Raw genomic sequence first — 15,449 nt, 5'->3', positions numbered from 1 at the left:
GACGTCGACATCGTCGTGAACGCGGCAGGCCCCACGCCTCCCACGTCGCCGGGCTCCTCGCACGGCGCTTGCCGATGCGCCGGGAACCCGGCGCCGTCACCCGGATCGACGGTACTCAGGTCCTGGTTCACCGGGCCATGCACGCGCCGCACATCGAGATCCGTCCGGACGGAGACGCTTCGGTGGTGCTCCACAGCCGCGAGGTCGACGCACTCATCGACACCGGCGAAGATCCGGCGCACCTCGCACGGTTGCTCCACGAAGCGGCGCGGCAGGTCGTTCCCGAACTCGGCAACGCCCGCATCGCACAGACACGGGTGGCCCACCGGCCCATCCCGGCCGACGGATTCCCCTCGGTGGGAGCGGTGCCGTCTGTGCCGGGCTACTACGAGGCCGTTTCCCACAGCGGCATCACCCTCGGGCCGGTAATCGGCCGGCTGCTTGCTTCGGAGATCCTCAGCGGGAAGAGGGAGGAGATGCTTGCGGACTTCCGCCCGGAGCGGTTCTCCCCGTGACAGCCCTGGCAAGCGCCACCGGTACCGCGACCGGGCGGGTGCGTCTCCGTGCGCCCGAACCAGTCTCGTAAAGCCGCGCCGCCGCGTTCCCCACCACGGCCCACAACCTACTGACCCCGCCCAATGAGATGACTTCTGGAGGACACGTTCGCGGCGCCTCAGTCGAGACAGAACTCGTTGCCCTCGATGTCCTGCACCACGATGCACGACTCGTTGTCCTCATCGGCAAGGAGTGTGCGCACGTGTACCGCGCCGAGCGCGACCAGTCGTGCGCATTCGGCCTCAAGCGTGGCCAGGCGCTCTTCCCCCACGAGCCCGGTGCCGACCCGCACGCAAAGATGCACCCGATTTTTGACGACCTTGCCTTCGGGGACGCGCTGAAAGAACAGTCGCGGGCCCACACCTGAGGGATCACTGCATGCGAACGCAGAACCCTGTCGCTCAGAGGGCAGCGAGCGATCGAAATCGTCCCACGTAGCAAACCCCTCCGGCGGCGGCGGGACGACGTACCCCAACACCTCGCACCAGAAGCGGGCGACGCGCTCAGGTTCTGCGCAGTCGAAGGTGACTTGGAACTGCTTGATCGATGCCATCGGTCCACCCTCACCCGTGCTGTTCACCGAGACCCGGGTGTCATCGCCGCGTGGAGAACAGACGCACCACCAGGGATGCATCGCTGTCCACCTCGTAGACGTGCAACATGATGATCTCGGTCATGACCGGGCGAGTCTGACACCTGGTCACCCGAGGCTCAAGCAATTTCCCACCTGCGGACCGGGGTCGTGGCTCACGGTTCGTGGCGACTTGGGAAGCCGATGTACCGCCACCGCCGTGTCGCCAAGCAGGTCTACGGGCGGGCGGAACGCGGCTAGTTGGCGGGAGGGCTGGTGCTGTAGGGATATCCGGTTGTGGCGCCAGGGAAACGCCCATAAGGTCCCGGCATGTCCCTTCGTGTTCGAATGCGTCAAGCCCTCCCGGAAGCCATGCGCGCCCGCGACAAGACCGCGGTGAGCGCCCTGCGTGCCACGCTCGCGGCGCTGGACAACGCGGAGGCGGTGCCCGTGGACGAAGCCGACATGCGTGGCCTGGCGCTCGAGCATTCACCGGTCGGTGTCGGTGTGACCGAGGCAGCGCGACGTGAGCTGAGCGAGTGCGATGTGGCGGATATCGTGAGAGCCGAGGCCACCGAACGACTGGACGTGGCGGTTCAGTTGACTGCGCCCGCCCACGCTGATCGCGTCGCGCAGCTCCGCGCGGAAGCTGCTGTGCTGCTGCGCTTCCTCGACGACCACGACACCCCGTAGTGGATCTGAGCATCGCTCTGCACGCACAGCAGCACATCACCAAGACCGACAGCGGCCACTACACCGCATCGAGTCCGAGCAGCTGACCCCGAGGTACGACCGGATCGCGGGCGCGACGATCCGCACGGTCGACCGGCACCACAGGCTGCTCGTCCTGTTCGTCGAACCGACTCCGATCGTCGGCGAGGGGCTGCGTCCCTATGCCCCGCCGTCACAGGCACGCTGCGCACGCAGCACTACGACCCCACTCCGCCAGGTGCCTCCGGACGGGTCACGGTGAGCCTCTCGCCACGGGGCTGAGCGGCACTCCACAGCCTGCTCGACGGGAGGGCCCGCTCCCCCGCGCTGTCCCGCCATCAGGTCCTACGCAGCGCAGAACTCGTTGCCCTCCGGGTCGCGCAGGATCCACCAGTGTCCGGCAGGTCCCTTGTCCACCTCGCTGACGCGGGTCGCGCCCAGGGCCTCCAGGCGGGCTACCAGCGTGTCGAGACCACCGGGTTCCGCATGGATGTCGATGTGCAGGCGGTTCTTGCCGGTCTTGCCCTCGGGTACGTCCTGGAAGAGCAGCCGTCGCCCGCGGCCGATGCCGCTGGTTTCGTCGAACGGGTCGTCGGGGTGGCGGATCGCGGCGTAGCCGCGGAAGGTCTTGTGGCCACGGTGCTCGGTGATCGCTTCCTCGCCGAGGTGGCCGGCGGTCAGCAATTGCTCGATGAGCGCGCCGGGATTCTCCACTTCATAACCCAGCGCCGCGGCCCAGAAGTCCGCGAGCGCGGGCGCGTTCATGCTGTCGATGACGAGTTTCCAGCTCAGTGTCATGCGACTGGTTATAGCTGAGCCGGGGACCGTGCGGTGCTCGGGTGGGGGCGGTTGCGGTCGCCGCATTCCCCGTTGCCCAGCTCGGGCAGCCATTCAGGTGCAGCCGGCGGGTTCGCCGGAGGGATGTCATGCCGGCGTGCGCGGGCCGAGGGCGGTCGCCGGCTCGGCAAACGGTCGTACCGGCGGCCTTATCCGGGAACACGCCCAGGGCACGGGGTACAGGCACCTGGTACCCGCGTTTCCGCAGGAGAGGAGGCCGTGATGGCGGCCGAGCCCGGATCCACCCATGTGATCGGACCCGACAGCGAGCTGAGCCAGATCTTTGAGCTCGCCCAGCAGCTGCGCGTCGACTCCGTGCGCGCCAGTACCTCGGCCGGCTCGGGCCACCCGACCTCCAGCCTGTCCGCTGCCGATCTCATGGCCGTCCTCATGGCCCGTCACCTGCGCTATGACTGGCAGCAGCCGACGAACGCGGCGGGCGACCACCTGATCTTCTCCAAGGGTCATGCCTCTCCCCTGCTGTATGCCATGTTCCTCGCCGCCGGGGCCATCGACGAGCAGGAACTGCTGACCACCTACCGCCGGTACGGCGCCCGCCTGCAGGGCCATCCCACCCCGGTGCTGCCCTGGGTGGACGTGGCCACCGGGTCCCTGGGGCAGGGGATCGCCTACGGCGTGGGGATCGCCCTGACCGGACGCGACCTGGAGAAGCAGCCCTACCGCGTGTGGGTGCTGTGCGGGGACAGCGAGATGGCCGAAGGGTCGGTGTGGGAGGCCCTGGACAAGGCCGGCCGCCACCAGCTGGCCCATTTCACCGCCCTCATCGACGTCAACCGCCTCGGCCAATGCGGGCCCACGGAATGGGGCTGGGACACGGACACCTACGCCCGCCGTGCCGAGGCCTTCGGCTGTCGCGCTCTCGTCGTCGACGGCCACGACCTCACAGCCGTCGACCAGGCCCTGACCACGGCGGCCGACGGGCAGGCGCCCACGGTCATCGTCGCCAAGACGGTCAAGGGCCGGGGGGTTGCGGAGATCGCCGATGCCGAGGGCTGGCATGGCAAAGCACTGCCCGACGACCTCGCCGAACGTGCTGTCGCCGAGCTGGGCGGCGTACGCCGTCTGACCGTCCGCGGGCCGCGGCCCCCCGCCAACACCCACCCCCGCGAGCCCATGGGTGAGGTGACCGTCGAGCTGCCGCGGTTCGAGCCCGGTGACAAGGTCGCCACCCGGGTCGCCTTCGGCAAGGCCCTGGTCGCACTCGGCGCACGCGCCGATGTCGTCGTCCTGGATGCCGAAGTGGGCAATTCCACCCACACCGCGGACTTCGGCAAGGCGCACCCCGAGCGCTACTTCCAGACCTACATCGCCGAACAGCAGCTGATCGCCTCGGCGGTCGCCATGGCCGTCCGCGGCTACCGCCCCTACGCCGCGACCTTCGCCGCCTTTCTCAGCCGTGCCTACGACTTCATCCGGATGGCCGCGATCTCCCAGGTGACCATGGCCCTGTCGGGCAGCCACTGCGGCGTCGAGATCGGCGCGGACGGGCCCTCCCAGATGGGCCTCGAAGATCTCGCCATGATGCGCGCGGTGCACGGCTCCACCGTGCTCTACCCCGGCGACGCCACCTGTGCCGCGGTCCTGACCGCCGCCATGGCCGACCTGGAGGGCATCTCCTACCTCCGCACCACCCGAGGCGCCTACCCCGTCCTCTACCCGGCCGACGAGTCGTTCCCCGTCGGCGGCTCCAAGACACTGCGCGCCACCGACCAGGACCAGGTCACCCTCATCGGCGCGGGCGTCACCCTGCACGAGTGCCTGGCCGCCGCCGATCACCTCGCCGCCGACGACATCCGTGCCCGCGTCATCGACCTGTACTCCGTCAAGCCGGTGGACGCCGACACGCTCGCCCGCGCCGCCCGGGACACTCGTGCCCTCGTCGTGGTCGAGGACCACCACCCCGAAGGCGGCCTCGGCGAAGCGGTCCTGTCCGCCCTCGCCGAGCACCGCCAGGCACCGGCCCTCGCTCACCTCGCCGTCCGCAACCTGCCCGCCTCCGGCACACCCGCCGAACTCCTGGACGCCTCCGGCCTCTCCCACCCCTACATCGCCCGCGCCGCCCGCGACCTCCTCGCACGCTGACTCGCGCGCCCGTGCTGATGGCCCGTCAGATTCAGGACTCGTCCCTGCGGCCGTAAGTCGCCTTCGTATGCGGGTCGTTGGTGGGGTCGTGGCGGCGGGTGGCGTCGAGGCTGCCGAGCAGGGTGAGTGCCTGGGCGCTGGGGCTGCCGGGTTCCGCGTGGTAGATCACGAGTTGCTGGGCGTGCGCTCCTCGTACGTCGAAGGACTGGTAGGTGAGTGACAGGCAGCCGACCTCGGGGTGGTGGAGTTCCTTGGCGTCGCCGTTCTTCGCCTGGATGGTCTGGGCTGCCCAGAGCGTGGCGAATTCGGCGCTCGCCTCACGGAGTGTCCGTACGAGTGCGCGCAGGCGCGGGTAGCGCGGGACGAGGCCGGTGGCCTGGCGCAGGTTGGCCACGGTCGCCTCGGCCGCGCGGTGCCACTGGGTGTAGAAGCGGCGTCCTGCGGGGTCGAGGAAGATCATCCGGGCGAGGTTGTCCGCGGGGCCGAACGGCGAGAACAGCGCGTCGGCCAGCGGGTTGGACGCCAGCAGGTCCAGGGCCGGGTTGAGGACGAAGGCCGGGGTGTGCGGGTAGCCGTCCAGTAGCTGCCGCAGCGTCGGGCTCACGGTCTCCTGCGGGTGCGCCTGGACGCCGACGGGCAACGTATCCGCCAGCCGGTACAGGTGGTCGCGGGTCGCGTCGTCCAGGCGCAGTGCGCCGCTGATGGCGTCGAGGACCTGCGGAGAGGGGCTGGACTCGCGTCCCTGTTCCAGGCGGGCGTAGTAGTCGGCGTTCATGCCCGCAAGGACGGCCACCTCCTCACGCCGCAGGCCCGCCACCCGTCGTCGGCCGTACGACGCCAGCCCCACGTCGCCCGGCAGCAGGCGTGCGCGGTGGGCACGCAGGAAGTCTCCGAGGTCGTTGCTCTTCACCTCGTCAGATTAAGGGCCGCCCCCTTGGCGTTGCCTGGGTGTGCCATGCCCGGGCACAGCCCGTGCTGGCAGCGCCGTCCGCCGGTGCCGAGAGTTGCCGCAGCGCTCCACTGAACGAACGAGGACGAAGCGGTCCTCCACCGAGGGAACGGGAACAGGAATGACACAGCACGCCAAGGTCGTCGCGATCACCGGTGCGAGCAGCGGTATCGGTGCGGCGACCGCACGCCGGCTGGCGGCGGGCGGACACCGGGTCCTGCTCGGCGCGCGCCGTACCGGTCATCTGCGGCAGCTGACCGAAGAGCTGACGGAGCAGGGCGGCACCGCTGCCTTCCGGCGGCTGGACGTCACCGACGCGGCGGACATGCGGGCTTTCGTGGACGCCGCGCGCACCGAGTTCGGCCGGCTCGATGCCCTGGTGAGCAACGCGGGGGTGATGCCGCTGTCGCCGCTGGCGGCCACGCGGACCGACGAGTGGGACCGCATGATCGACGTGAATGTGCGCGGCGTCCTGCACGGGATCGCCGCCGCGCTGCCGGTGATGCGCGAACAGGGCGGCGGCCATTTCGTGCAGATCGCCTCCGTCGGCGCCTACGAGGTCTCGCCGACCGCGGCCGTCTACTGCGCCACCAAATTCGCGGTCCGCGCACTCTCCGAAGGGCTGCGCCAGGAATCCGCCGGAGACATCCGCGTCACCCTCGTCTCCCCCGGCGTGACGGAGTCCGAGCTCGCCGAGAGCATCTCCGATCCGGCAGCCCGGGAGGCCATGAAGACCTACCGCGCGGTGGCGCTGCCCGCCTCCGCCATCGCGGACGCCATCGCCTACGCGCTCTCCCAGCCCCCGCAGGTCGATGTGAACGAGATCGTGGTCCGCCCGAGCGCAAGCGCCCAGTAACCGACCGTGTCAGGAGCCGATATGACCGTCACCACCGACGAGTACCACCGTCTGACGCGCCGCCTGCGCGAACTGGAGGACAAGGAGGCCCTGCGCGCGCTCCTGATCCATGGCTGGCGGGCGCTGGACCGCAAGGACTGGGACACCTGGATCGAGTGCTGGGCCGAGGACGCCGTCCTGGAATTCGGGCCCTGGGAAGAGATCCACGGCAAGGAGGCGGTCCGGGCGAAGGTGGCCGCTGCGGAGTCGCCCTATCCGAGCATGCAGCACCACCTCCTCAACATGCAGTTCGATGTGGAGGGCGACCGGGCGACCGGCCTCGGTTACATGTGGTTCGTCGCGGTGACCGAAGCCGGCCGCACGGCCTCCCCGTACTCGATGGGAGGCCCCTACGACTGGGAGTTCCGCAGGGGCCCCGGGGGCTGGCTGCTGACCCGGCAACGGCTGGGGGTCCGGTGGACCCACGGCGAGGACGCCGTGCGGGCCTTCGAGTAGGCGTCCGTACGTGCCCGTCCGTTCCGCGGCGGGGGCCGTGCGGGGTTCTTGCCGGGGAGCGGACGGGCCGGGCGGGCTTGCCGGACCGGCCGCGCCTCGCCGGCCGCCGAGGGGACCGAGTGGCTCTTGCCCCGCGGCGGCCGCTCCGATCACTCTGGAGATGCGGGGCAGTGCGCCGGCCGCCATGACGACGCGTCGTCCCGGCCGCCGAGGACCCGACACCGCTCCTGGGTGGCCCGCCCCGCCGCATCCGCCGGAGGAGGCTGAGCACGTCATGACGAACCTCATCACCGTCGGTCTGGACGGCACCCCGCAGTCGCTCGCCGCGGCCGTGTGGGCCGCGCGGGAGGCGACGCTGCGGCAGGCCCGGCTGCGGCTCCTGCACGCCTGGGTCCTGCTCGTTCTCGCACCGGACGGCACGCTGTCGAAGGACGCGGAGCAGAACTACTGGCCGCGCCGGATCATCGAGGAGGCACAGGCGGCGATCCGGTCGTCCTGCCCGGATCTCCCCGTGGAGGTCGGTGCGGTGCGCAAGGACCCGCTGGACGCCCTGACCGAGGCCGCCGGGCAGTCGGATCTGCTGGTGATGGGCTCCCGGGGGCTGGGTGCCGCGGCGCGTTTCACCCTGGGGGAAACCGGCATGGAGCTGGTGACCCGGACCGAGACACCGATGGTGCTGGTGCGCACCCGGCAGGACGCGCCCGCCGACAGCGCGCACGGGAAGGTGACCGTGGGTATCGGCCTGCACGCCGCCTGCGAAGAGCTACTCGCGTTCGCCTTCGAGACCGCGGCGCGGCGGGCGGTCCCGCTGCACGCCGTGCACGGCAGGCATCTGCCCTCGTACGCCTACAACCGCGGGGGCGGGGTGGAGCAGAGCGCCGCGGATGAGGCGGTGGGCGACGCACGGCACGAGCTGGCCGGGGCGTTGCAGCCGTGGCGGGAGAAGTTCCCGGATGTCGCGGTGCACGAGGAAGTGGTGATGGAGAATCCGGCCTCCGCACTCCTGCACAGCAGCGCGAACGCGGAACTCCTGGTGGTCGGCCGCCGGCACCGGGGGCGGCTGCTGCCCCCACGGATCGGCCATGTCGTACAGGCTGCCGTCCACCATGCCCCGTGTCCCGTGGCGATCGTCCCGCACACCTGACGAGCGGGAACGGCTGGTGCGCCACCCGCGCGTCGTGCGGTGCTCCCGGACCTCGCCTCGTTCGAGGTGAGCCGCCCGCCCGCGGTCACTACCGTGGACGGTGTGACCGCCCCTGGCGCGGCCGCACCGGAGGGCGCCGTGGGTGACGAGAGACCTGGCCGAGCCGGCAACGCGCCGTCGCAGCTGGGTGCGCTGCCGGACGAGCTGCAAGAGCGCCTCCGGGCGGTGGAGCGGAGCGGGGGCGGACCGCCGCATCTGCTGCTGGAAGCGGTGCTGTCCGTGGGCCGGGGGCTGGAGCTGCCGCAGGTTCTGCGCCATATCGTCGAGGCCGCGGTCGTGCTCGTGGACGCCGAATACGGGGCGCTCGGCGTGCTCGGGGACGACACCCGGATCGCGCAGCTCCTGACGGTCGGCAGCTCGGAGGAAGAGGAGGAGGCCGCGGCGGCCCTCGGGGGGCTGCCGGCGGGCCACGGGGTCCTGGGTGAGCTGATCCGGCATCCCGCACCCTTGGGCCCGGCCGAAACGGTCGAGCGCCCCGCGTCGTACGGCGTCCCACCGGGCCACCCGCCGAGGGGGTCGTTCCTCGCGGCGCCGGTCAAGGTCCGCGACAAGGTCTTCGGGAATCTCTACCTCAGCGAGAAGCGCGGGGGCGGGGAATTCGACGCCGACGACGAGACCGTGCTGTCGACGTTCGCGGTGGCGGCCGGTGCGGCCATCGAGAATGCCCGTCTGTACCAGGAGGCCCGCTACCGTCAGCGGTGGCTGGCGGCCAACGGCGAGATCGTCGCCGGTCTGCTGCCCGGCGCGGGCGGGGCCGACGTCCTGGAGACGATCGTGGACCACGCCGTGCGCATCCTGTCCGCCGATCTCGGCGTGCTGGCGCTGCCCGAGGGCGACGACAGTGTGCGGGTGGCGCTCGCCGTCGGCGTGGCTGCCGAGGCGCACCGCGGTCTGGTCCTGCCCCGCCGCGGCTCGTTCGTCGGCGCGGCGTTCACCGCCCGAACTCCCGTGACCAGCCTCGACGTTGAGCACGACCCCCGGATCACCGCCGGCCCGCCGCGCTGGGCGGGCCTGGGCCCCGCGGTCGCCGTTCCGATGATCACCGGCGAGCGGGTGCACGGCGTGCTGTTGCTGGCGCGGCTCCACGGCCGTGAGCCGTTCACCGAGCCGGAGACCGCGCCGCTGCCGACGTTCGCGGGTCAGGCGGCCCTCGCCATGGAGATGGCCGAACAGCGGCGGAGCGCCGAGCAGTTGGCGCTGCTCAAGGACCATGAGCGCATCGCCCGCGACCTGCATGACCTGGCCATCCAGCGGCTCTTCGCGACGGGTATGACGCTGCAGGGCGCGCTGCGTTTCGTCGATCATCCGCAGGCCAGGGAGCGGCTGTTGCGGGCGGTGGACGATCTGGACGAGACCATCAAGATCATCCGGTCCACCATTTTCGGGCTCCGCGCGCACGAGACCGACCGGGCACCGCACGGCCTGCGGGTCCAAACGGTCACCGCGGCGGAGCAGGCCACCCGCACGCTGGGATTCACCCCGGCCCTCCACATGGAGGGCCTCATCGACACGGACGTACCGGCCGGCATCGCCGAGCAGGTGCCGGCCGTCCTCGGCGAAGCGCTGAGCAATATCGCCCGGCACGCCCACGCGACCGCCGCGGACCTCTCCCTCGTCGTCCGCGGCGGGAGCCTGACGCTGACGGTCACGGACAACGGGGTGGGCATGCCGAGGGGCGGCCGGCGCAGCGGGCTGGACAATCTGGCCGGGCGGGCGGAGAGCCTGGGCGGCGCGATGACCGTCGAGGCGTTCCCTGAAGGCGGCACCCGCCTGGTGTGGCGCGTACCTCTGCCCTTCCCCTAAGGGGGGATAAGGGGGGACGCCCGCCGGAGGGGGCCCCGTAGGCAGGCAGGCGGTGGCGCCGGCCCCACGGCTCAGTGCGGGCCGGCGGCCACGTCGGATGGTCCGGCGGTGGCCCGGGTGGCGAGGACGGCGGCCTGGATGCGCCGCTCCACCCCGAGTTTGGCGAGCAGCCGCGAGACATAGTTCTTGACGGTCTTCTCGGACAGGTAGAGCCGCTTACCGATCTGACGGTTCGTCAAACCCTCGCCGACCAGGCCGAGGATCTCCCGCTCGCGCGGGGAGAGTACGGACAGCGCGTCCGCCGCGGGCTCCGCCTCGGTGTCCTCGCCCCGCAGACTGCTCATCAGCCGTCTGGTGGTGGCCGGATCCAGCATCGAACGGCCGGAGGCGATCGTCCGCACCGCGGTGACGAGGTCCGCCCCCTTGATCTCCTTCAGCACATAACCGGCCGCACCGGCCATGATGGCGTCCAGCAGCGCCTCGTCGTCGTCGAACGACGTGAGCATCAGACAACCCAGCCCCGGCATGCGCGAGCGCAGCTCACGACACACGCAGACGCCGTCGCCGTCCGGCAGCCGCACGTCCAGTACCGCCACATCCGGCCGCAGGGCCGGGCCGCGGGCCAGCGCATGGCCGGCCGTGCCGGCGTCCCCCACCACGTCGATGTCGGGTTCGGCATCGAGCAGGTCCTGCACACCACGCCGGACCACCTCGTGGTCGTCGACGAGGAACACCCGGATCGGCCGCTCCGGCGAGAAGCCCTCCGCGTTGCCCATGGCGCCCTCCGGTGGGTACGAGGTCCGCCCCGCTTCCCATCGTGGCCCCTGTCGTATCGGCGTGCCAAGGATGGGCTCTCTACACGGATTGCCGGTAGGGGGCCTCGTGCCGGTAGCTGAGGCGGTTGACGACCGCGGTGACGCCGTCGACCTGCCGCATCATCCGTACGGCGACGGCCACTTGGCCGCTGCTCTCCAGGCTCCCCGCCACGGTCACCAGGCCGTCATGGACCGAGACCTGCACGCTCTGCGGGCTGAGCCACAACGCCCGCACCACGATCTCGTCCATCACCTCGTCGCGGATGGCGGAGTCCGGCCGGGCGAAGAGCCGCAGCACATCGCGCCGCGTGACCATGCCGACGAGCCGCGCCTCCTCGTCCACCACGGGAAGCCGCTCCATGCCGCCGGCGCTCATGAGGCGCGCTGCACGGACCACGGAGTCATCGGCGCGGACCGTACGGGCCGGAGCCGACATCAACTCCCCCGCCACCGGACCCGCCGCCGCACCGGCGGCCCTGTGCCGCACAGCGGCCAGATCCGTCGCCGAGACGACCCCGATCACCTTGTCATCGCCATCTACCACCGGCAGGCCGCTGATGTCGTACTTCCGCAGCCACCGCGCCATGTCCGCGGCCGGTGTCCCGCGGTACGCACGGACGACGTCCCCGGTCATGACGCTCCCGACCCGTCGGCGCTTCATCTGTGGCCTCTCTCCGTCCGTACCGGGGCCGCGCGGCCTCCACGACACACTGGCGCAGCCGTCCGGCCGGCCGGCGCGATACGGCCCCGCTCACACTTCCAGCGTGGAGAGGGACGCCGGAGCCGGACAGGGGCCGTCCGGTCCCTTCCGGTGCCGTCCGGTCGGCCCCTTCAGTGCCCGGAGCCCTCGGAGGAGGCCGCGGGGGACGAGGCCGCGGGGAAGGTCACGGTGAACGCCGTGCGTCCGGGACGGCTGGTCATGGCGACCGAGCCGCCGTGCGCGGTCACCACCGCGTGCACGATGGCGAGCCCGAGCCCGGTGCCGCCCGCGGCACGCGAACGGCTGTGGTCCGCCCGGACGAAGCGGCCGAAGATCTCGGGGCGGACCTCGTCCGGAATTCCCGGCCCGTCGTCCGTCACACTCAGCCGAGTGGCCTGCTCATCCGCCACGAGCCGCACCGTGACCGCGGTCCCGGCGGGCGTGTGACTGCGGGCGTTGGCGAGCAGATTACCGATCACCTGATGCAGCCGGTGTTCGTCTCCGGTGAGGGTCACCACCGTCTCGGGCAGCTCCAGCAGCCACCGGTGGTCAGGGCCCGCCGCCCGCGCATCGTCCGTCGCGTCGAGCACCAGGCGGGTCAGATCCACCGGGGTGCGTTCCAGAGCGCGGCCCGCGTCGAGACGGGCGAGCAGCAGCAGATCGTCCACCAGCCGGCTCATCCGCTCCGACTCCGACTGGATGCGGTCCAGGGCGCGCCGCACCTCCCCGGGGACCGGCCCTCGGTGCCGCAGGGCGAGTTCGGCGTGGCCGCGGACGTTGGCCACCGGGGTGCGCAGCTCGTGGCTGGCGTCGGCGGCGAACTGACGCAGCCGCTCCTCGCCGGCCTGACGGCGTTCCAGGGCGTTGCCGACGTGGCCGAGCATGCGGTTCAGGGCGGTGCCCACCTGCCCGACCTCGGTGCGCGGGTCCGCCACCGGAACCGGCCCGGGCATGGCCACCTCGCCGCCGGCCAGGGGGAGCTCGGCGACCCGCGTGGCCGTGGCGGTCACCCGTCGCAGGGGGCGCAGGGACAGCCGTACCCACATCGCCCCCACGACCCCGGTGACCAGCAGGGCCCCGCCGAAGACGCCGGCCTCCACGGCCTCCAGCCGGTGCACGGTCTCCTCGACCGGATGCAGCGGCAGCCCCGTGACGAGGACGTCGCCGTCGTCCCCGGACACGGCGTTGACGCGGTAGCGCCCCAGTGTGGACAGCCGGATGCCGTGCCCCGTGCCGTCCGGGGGAAGTGCGGCCAGCGCCCGGCGGTCCTCGGCGGTGAGCGGCACCTTGGCGTCCGTCTGCGCGCGCACCACGGCCGCCTGTGTCGTGATGCCGCGCAGCAGCCGTGCGCCGAAGGTGCCCTCCGACTGGCCGCGGGTGTCGGGCCGGTTGTCGGTGTCCGGCCGCGCCTCGTGTTCCAGGCTCGCCGCGAACCGGCCGCCCGACGCGGACAGCTGCTGGTCCAGCCGTCCTACGAGAAAGCCGCCGAGCGCGAAGACCGTGGTCACCCCGACCGCCAGGCAGGCCAGCGCGAGGAGCGCGACCAGGCCCGCGGTGAGCTGGCTGCGCAGGGTGCGCGGAAGCAGCCGTCTCATGCCGCCTCCGGTTTCAGGACGTAGCCGACGCCCCGGACCGTGTGGATCATCGGTGCCCGGCCGGCGTCGATCTTCTTGCGCAGATAACTGATGTACAGCTCGACGACGTGTGACCGGCCGCCGAAATCATAGGACCAGACCCGGTCGAGGATCTGTGTCTTGGACAGCACCCGCCGCGGGTTACGCATCAGGAAGCGCAGCAGCTCGAATTCGGTGCGGGACAGTTCCACCAGGTCACCGCCCCGGACGACCTCCCTCGCCTCCTCGTCCATCACCAGGTCGCCGACGGCGAGCCGGTTGCCCTCCGGCTCGCGCGCCATGCCGGCCCGGCGCAGCAGACCACGCAGCCGCGCCAGCACCTCCTCGAGGCTGAACGGCTTGGTCACGTAGTCGTCACCGCCCGCGGTGATCCCCGTGATGCGGTCCTCGACGGAGTCACGTGCGGTCAGGAAGAGCACACAGACGGTTTCCAGTTCCTGGCGCAGCTGGTGCAGCACCCGCAGTCCGTCGAGGTCGGGGAGCATCCAGTCCAGAATGACGGCGTGCGGGCGGAAGGTCCGTGCCACCGCGAGCGCGGTGGCGCCGTCGGCCGCGGTGCGCACCGCCCAGCCCTCGCCGGACAACGCGCCGGACAGCACTTCGGTGAGGTCCGGCTCGTCGTCGATCACAAGGACGCGGACCGCTGATCCGTCGTCGCCGCGCAGGTGGCCGGTGGTGTGGTGGTTGTCCATGGTCACTCCAGGATCCCCCGTGCCGGGGGGTGCGGAGTTACTGCTCCGCTCTGAGTTTCCTCTGAATCCGGCGGGCCCGGTCTCCGTGCTGGGTCACTCAGAGAGTCTTCAGAGGTTGCGCTGCCACGGTGGCACCCACCACGGAAAGGGAGCCGCATGACCACCCTCTCGCACCCCCGCCGCGGGGCGGCCCGGAGCCTGCGCCCCCGCCGGCCGGCCTCCTTCGTGCCCTTCGCGGCACAGGTCGCCGTCTGGGCGGGTGCCGCCGGCGTGCTCGGCCTGTGGTGGGCGGGCACCGCGTCCGTGGTGAGCCCGGCGGACTGGCTGACCGGCGCCGGCCGGATCACCGGGCTGCTCGCCGGATACGGCTGCGCGGTGCTGGTGGCGCTGATGGCCCGGGTTCCGCTGCTGGACCACCGCGTGGGCACGGACCGGCTGGCCCGCTGGCACGCCATGGGCGGGCGCTACACCCTCTCCCTCGTCCTCGCCCACGTCCTGCTGATCATCTGGGGGTACGCGCTCGCCTCACACAGCGGCGTGGTGCACCAGACGACCACACTCGTCCTGGACTATCCCGACATGCTCAAGGGCACCGCGGCCTTTCTGCTCCTCATCGCCACCGCCGTCGTCTCGGCGCGGGCCGCCCGGCGCAGGATGAGTTACGAAACCTGGCACTACCTCCACTTCGCCACCTATCTGGCCGTCTTCCTCGCCTTCGGCCACCAGCTCTCCAACGGCGCCGACTTCGTCGGCAACCGGCCCGCCCAGCTCGCCTGGTACGCCCTCTACCTCTCCGTGGCGGCACTCATCGCCTGGTTCCGCTTCCTGCTCCCCGTACGCCGGGCGCTGCGCCACCGCCTCCGCGTCGCCGAGGTCCGCCAGGAGGCACCGGGGGTGGTCTCGGTCCATCTCACCGGCCGGCATCTGACCGAACTGGGCGCCGAGTCCGGCCAGTTCTTCCGCTGGCGCTTCGTGACACCGGGGCTGTGGTGGACCGCCAACCCGTACTCGCTCTCCGCACCGCCGCTCCCCGGCCACCTGCGCATCACGGTGAAGGAAGCCGGCAAGCACAGCGCGGCCCTGGCACTCCTGCGGCCCGGAACCCGGGTGTGGGCCGAAGGGCCCTACGGTTCCTTCACCGCCGTGCGGCGCAGAGCCGACAAGGTGCTGCTGCTCGCGGGAGGCGTCGGCATCACCCCCCTGCGCGCCCTGTTCGAGACCCTCCCCGGCGAGGTCACCCTGATCTACCGGGCGCGGCGGCCCGAGGACCTCGCGCTCCGCTGCGAACTCGACGCCATCGCCGCGGCCCGCGGGGCGAGGGTGCACTACGTCGTCACCGAACCGGGCGGCCGGTCCTCCCCGTTGACGGCTCGCGCCTTGCTCCGCCTGATACCTGACCTGGCCGCGCACGAGGTGTACCTGTGCGGCCCGCCCGGCATGACCGAAGCCGCCCGGCGTGCCCTGCGGGGCGCCGGCATACCGCGCCGTCACATCCACCACGAGTCGTTCGAGTTCTGAGGAGCC

The 15,449-nt window shown here is 71.6% G+C and carries 15 protein-coding genes; 8 read left to right on the top strand and 7 right to left on the bottom strand.

The genetic code is table 11. From position 1 onward, the window contains the following. Positions 1 to 74 precede the first annotated feature (74 nt). Entirely contained in the window at positions 75 to 515 is a 441-nt protein-coding gene (locus OIU81_RS34115; RefSeq protein WP_329154069.1) for an NAD(P)/FAD-dependent oxidoreductase, read from the top strand. 158 nt (positions 516 to 673) lie between these two features. Here OIU81_RS34115 and OIU81_RS34110 read toward each other — a convergent pair whose 3' ends face one another. Continuing rightward, a complete protein-coding gene (locus tag OIU81_RS34110) occupies positions 674 to 1,108 on the bottom strand; it encodes a VOC family protein (protein WP_329154068.1) in 435 nt (144 codons plus the stop codon). 390 nt (positions 1,109 to 1,498) lie between these two features. Here OIU81_RS34110 and OIU81_RS34105 point away from each other — a divergent pair, with 390 nt between their 5' ends. Further along, a complete protein-coding gene (locus OIU81_RS34105; RefSeq protein ID WP_329155550.1) occupies positions 1,499 to 1,819 on the top strand; it encodes a hypothetical protein in 321 nt (106 codons plus the stop codon). 363 nt (positions 1,820 to 2,182) lie between these two features. Here OIU81_RS34105 and OIU81_RS34100 read toward each other — a convergent pair whose 3' ends face one another. Continuing rightward, positions 2,183 to 2,635, bottom strand: a complete 453-nt coding sequence (locus tag OIU81_RS34100; RefSeq protein ID WP_329154066.1) for a VOC family protein — start codon at positions 2,633 to 2,635, stop codon at positions 2,183 to 2,185. A gap of 261 nt (positions 2,636 to 2,896) precedes the next feature. Here OIU81_RS34100 and OIU81_RS34095 point away from each other — a divergent pair, with 261 nt between their 5' ends. Further along, positions 2,897 to 4,777 (top strand): transketolase, encoded by a 1,881-nt coding sequence (locus OIU81_RS34095; protein ID WP_329154064.1) that lies wholly within the window; start codon positions 2,897 to 2,899, stop codon positions 4,775 to 4,777. 31 nt (positions 4,778 to 4,808) lie between these two features. On the opposite strand, the gene OIU81_RS34090 is transcribed toward OIU81_RS34095, so the two are convergent. After that, on the bottom strand, positions 4,809 to 5,687 hold the full coding sequence (locus tag OIU81_RS34090) for a helix-turn-helix transcriptional regulator (protein ID WP_329154063.1): 879 nt from the start codon (positions 5,685 to 5,687) through the stop codon (positions 4,809 to 4,811). A 160-nt stretch (positions 5,688 to 5,847) separates the two neighbouring features. Here OIU81_RS34090 and OIU81_RS34085 point away from each other — a divergent pair, with 160 nt between their 5' ends. The 4 genes from OIU81_RS34085 (at position 5,848) to OIU81_RS34070 (ending at position 10,084) form a co-directional block, all read left to right on the top strand. Beyond that, the gene (locus tag OIU81_RS34085) at positions 5,848 to 6,582 is read left to right on the top strand and encodes an SDR family oxidoreductase (RefSeq protein WP_329154062.1); all 735 of its coding nucleotides are present in this window, start codon (positions 5,848 to 5,850) and stop codon (positions 6,580 to 6,582) included. A 21-nt stretch (positions 6,583 to 6,603) separates the two neighbouring features. Continuing rightward, on the top strand, positions 6,604 to 7,077 hold the full coding sequence (locus OIU81_RS34080) for a nuclear transport factor 2 family protein (protein ID WP_329154059.1): 474 nt from the start codon (positions 6,604 to 6,606) through the stop codon (positions 7,075 to 7,077). A gap of 274 nt (positions 7,078 to 7,351) precedes the next feature. Then, the gene (locus OIU81_RS34075; RefSeq protein ID WP_329154057.1) at positions 7,352 to 8,221 is read left to right on the top strand and encodes a universal stress protein; all 870 of its coding nucleotides are present in this window, start codon (positions 7,352 to 7,354) and stop codon (positions 8,219 to 8,221) included. Between the two features lie 102 nt (positions 8,222 to 8,323). Next, positions 8,324 to 10,084 (top strand): GAF domain-containing sensor histidine kinase, encoded by a 1,761-nt coding sequence (locus OIU81_RS34070; protein ID WP_443074089.1) that lies wholly within the window; start codon positions 8,324 to 8,326, stop codon positions 10,082 to 10,084. A gap of 71 nt (positions 10,085 to 10,155) precedes the next feature. Here OIU81_RS34070 and OIU81_RS34065 read toward each other — a convergent pair whose 3' ends face one another. From OIU81_RS34065 to OIU81_RS34050, 4 genes are all read right to left on the bottom strand, one after another. After that, positions 10,156 to 10,860, bottom strand: coding sequence for a response regulator transcription factor (locus tag OIU81_RS34065; protein WP_329154054.1), 705 nt, complete (start codon positions 10,858 to 10,860; stop codon positions 10,156 to 10,158). A 79-nt stretch (positions 10,861 to 10,939) separates the two neighbouring features. Next, on the bottom strand, positions 10,940 to 11,560 hold the full coding sequence (locus OIU81_RS34060; RefSeq protein ID WP_329154052.1) for a CBS domain-containing protein: 621 nt from the start codon (positions 11,558 to 11,560) through the stop codon (positions 10,940 to 10,942). A gap of 170 nt (positions 11,561 to 11,730) precedes the next feature. Next, complete coding sequence (locus OIU81_RS34055; protein ID WP_329154050.1) at positions 11,731 to 13,194, bottom strand: sensor histidine kinase; 1,464 nt, start codon at positions 13,192 to 13,194, stop codon at positions 11,731 to 11,733. Then, on the bottom strand, positions 13,191 to 13,925 hold the full coding sequence (locus tag OIU81_RS34050) for a response regulator transcription factor (RefSeq protein ID WP_329154048.1): 735 nt from the start codon (positions 13,923 to 13,925) through the stop codon (positions 13,191 to 13,193). The genes OIU81_RS34055 and OIU81_RS34050 overlap by 4 nt, the downstream gene beginning before the upstream one ends. 156 nt (positions 13,926 to 14,081) lie before the next feature. Here OIU81_RS34050 and OIU81_RS34045 point away from each other — a divergent pair, with 156 nt between their 5' ends. Beyond that, on the top strand, positions 14,082 to 15,443 hold the full coding sequence (locus tag OIU81_RS34045; RefSeq protein WP_329154047.1) for a ferredoxin reductase family protein: 1,362 nt from the start codon (positions 14,082 to 14,084) through the stop codon (positions 15,441 to 15,443). Positions 15,444 to 15,449 lie beyond the last annotated feature (6 nt).

It is taken from the genome of Streptomyces sp. NBC_01454 (assembly GCF_036227565.1).
Taxonomy (GTDB): Bacteria; Actinomycetota; Actinomycetes; order Streptomycetales; family Streptomycetaceae; genus Streptomyces.
Note: the sequence above shows the minus strand (reverse complement) of the source record. Positions and strands in the feature narration are given on the sequence as shown.

Bases quoted from the DNA above. Each gene is read 5' to 3' on its own strand.
- OIU81_RS34105 (WP_329155550.1), top strand. From the start codon at position 1,499: ATGCGCGCCCGCGACAAGACCGCGGTGAGCGCCCTGCGTGCCACGCTC.
- OIU81_RS34045 (WP_329154047.1), top strand. From the start codon at position 14,082: ATGACCACCCTCTCGCACCCCCGCCGCGGGGCGGCCCGGAGCCTGCGC.
- OIU81_RS34080 (WP_329154059.1), top strand. From the start codon at position 6,604: ATGACCGTCACCACCGACGAGTACCACCGTCTGACGCGCCGCCTGCGC.
- OIU81_RS34110 (WP_329154068.1), bottom strand. From the start codon at position 1,108: ATGGCATCGATCAAGCAGTTCCAAGTCACCTTCGACTGCGCAGAACCT.
- OIU81_RS34100 (WP_329154066.1), bottom strand. From the start codon at position 2,635: ATGACACTGAGCTGGAAACTCGTCATCGACAGCATGAACGCGCCCGCG.
- OIU81_RS34075 (WP_329154057.1), top strand. From the start codon at position 7,352: ATGACGAACCTCATCACCGTCGGTCTGGACGGCACCCCGCAGTCGCTC.
- OIU81_RS34095 (WP_329154064.1), top strand. From the start codon at position 2,897: ATGGCGGCCGAGCCCGGATCCACCCATGTGATCGGACCCGACAGCGAG.
- OIU81_RS34085 (WP_329154062.1), top strand. From the start codon at position 5,848: ATGACACAGCACGCCAAGGTCGTCGCGATCACCGGTGCGAGCAGCGGT.
- OIU81_RS34060 (WP_329154052.1), bottom strand. From the start codon at position 11,560: ATGAAGCGCCGACGGGTCGGGAGCGTCATGACCGGGGACGTCGTCCGT.
- OIU81_RS34055 (WP_329154050.1), bottom strand. From the start codon at position 13,194: ATGAGACGGCTGCTTCCGCGCACCCTGCGCAGCCAGCTCACCGCGGGC.
- OIU81_RS34065 (WP_329154054.1), bottom strand. From the start codon at position 10,860: ATGGGCAACGCGGAGGGCTTCTCGCCGGAGCGGCCGATCCGGGTGTTC.
- OIU81_RS34050 (WP_329154048.1), bottom strand. From the start codon at position 13,925: ATGGACAACCACCACACCACCGGCCACCTGCGCGGCGACGACGGATCA.
- OIU81_RS34115 (WP_329154069.1), top strand. From the start codon at position 75: ATGCGCCGGGAACCCGGCGCCGTCACCCGGATCGACGGTACTCAGGTC.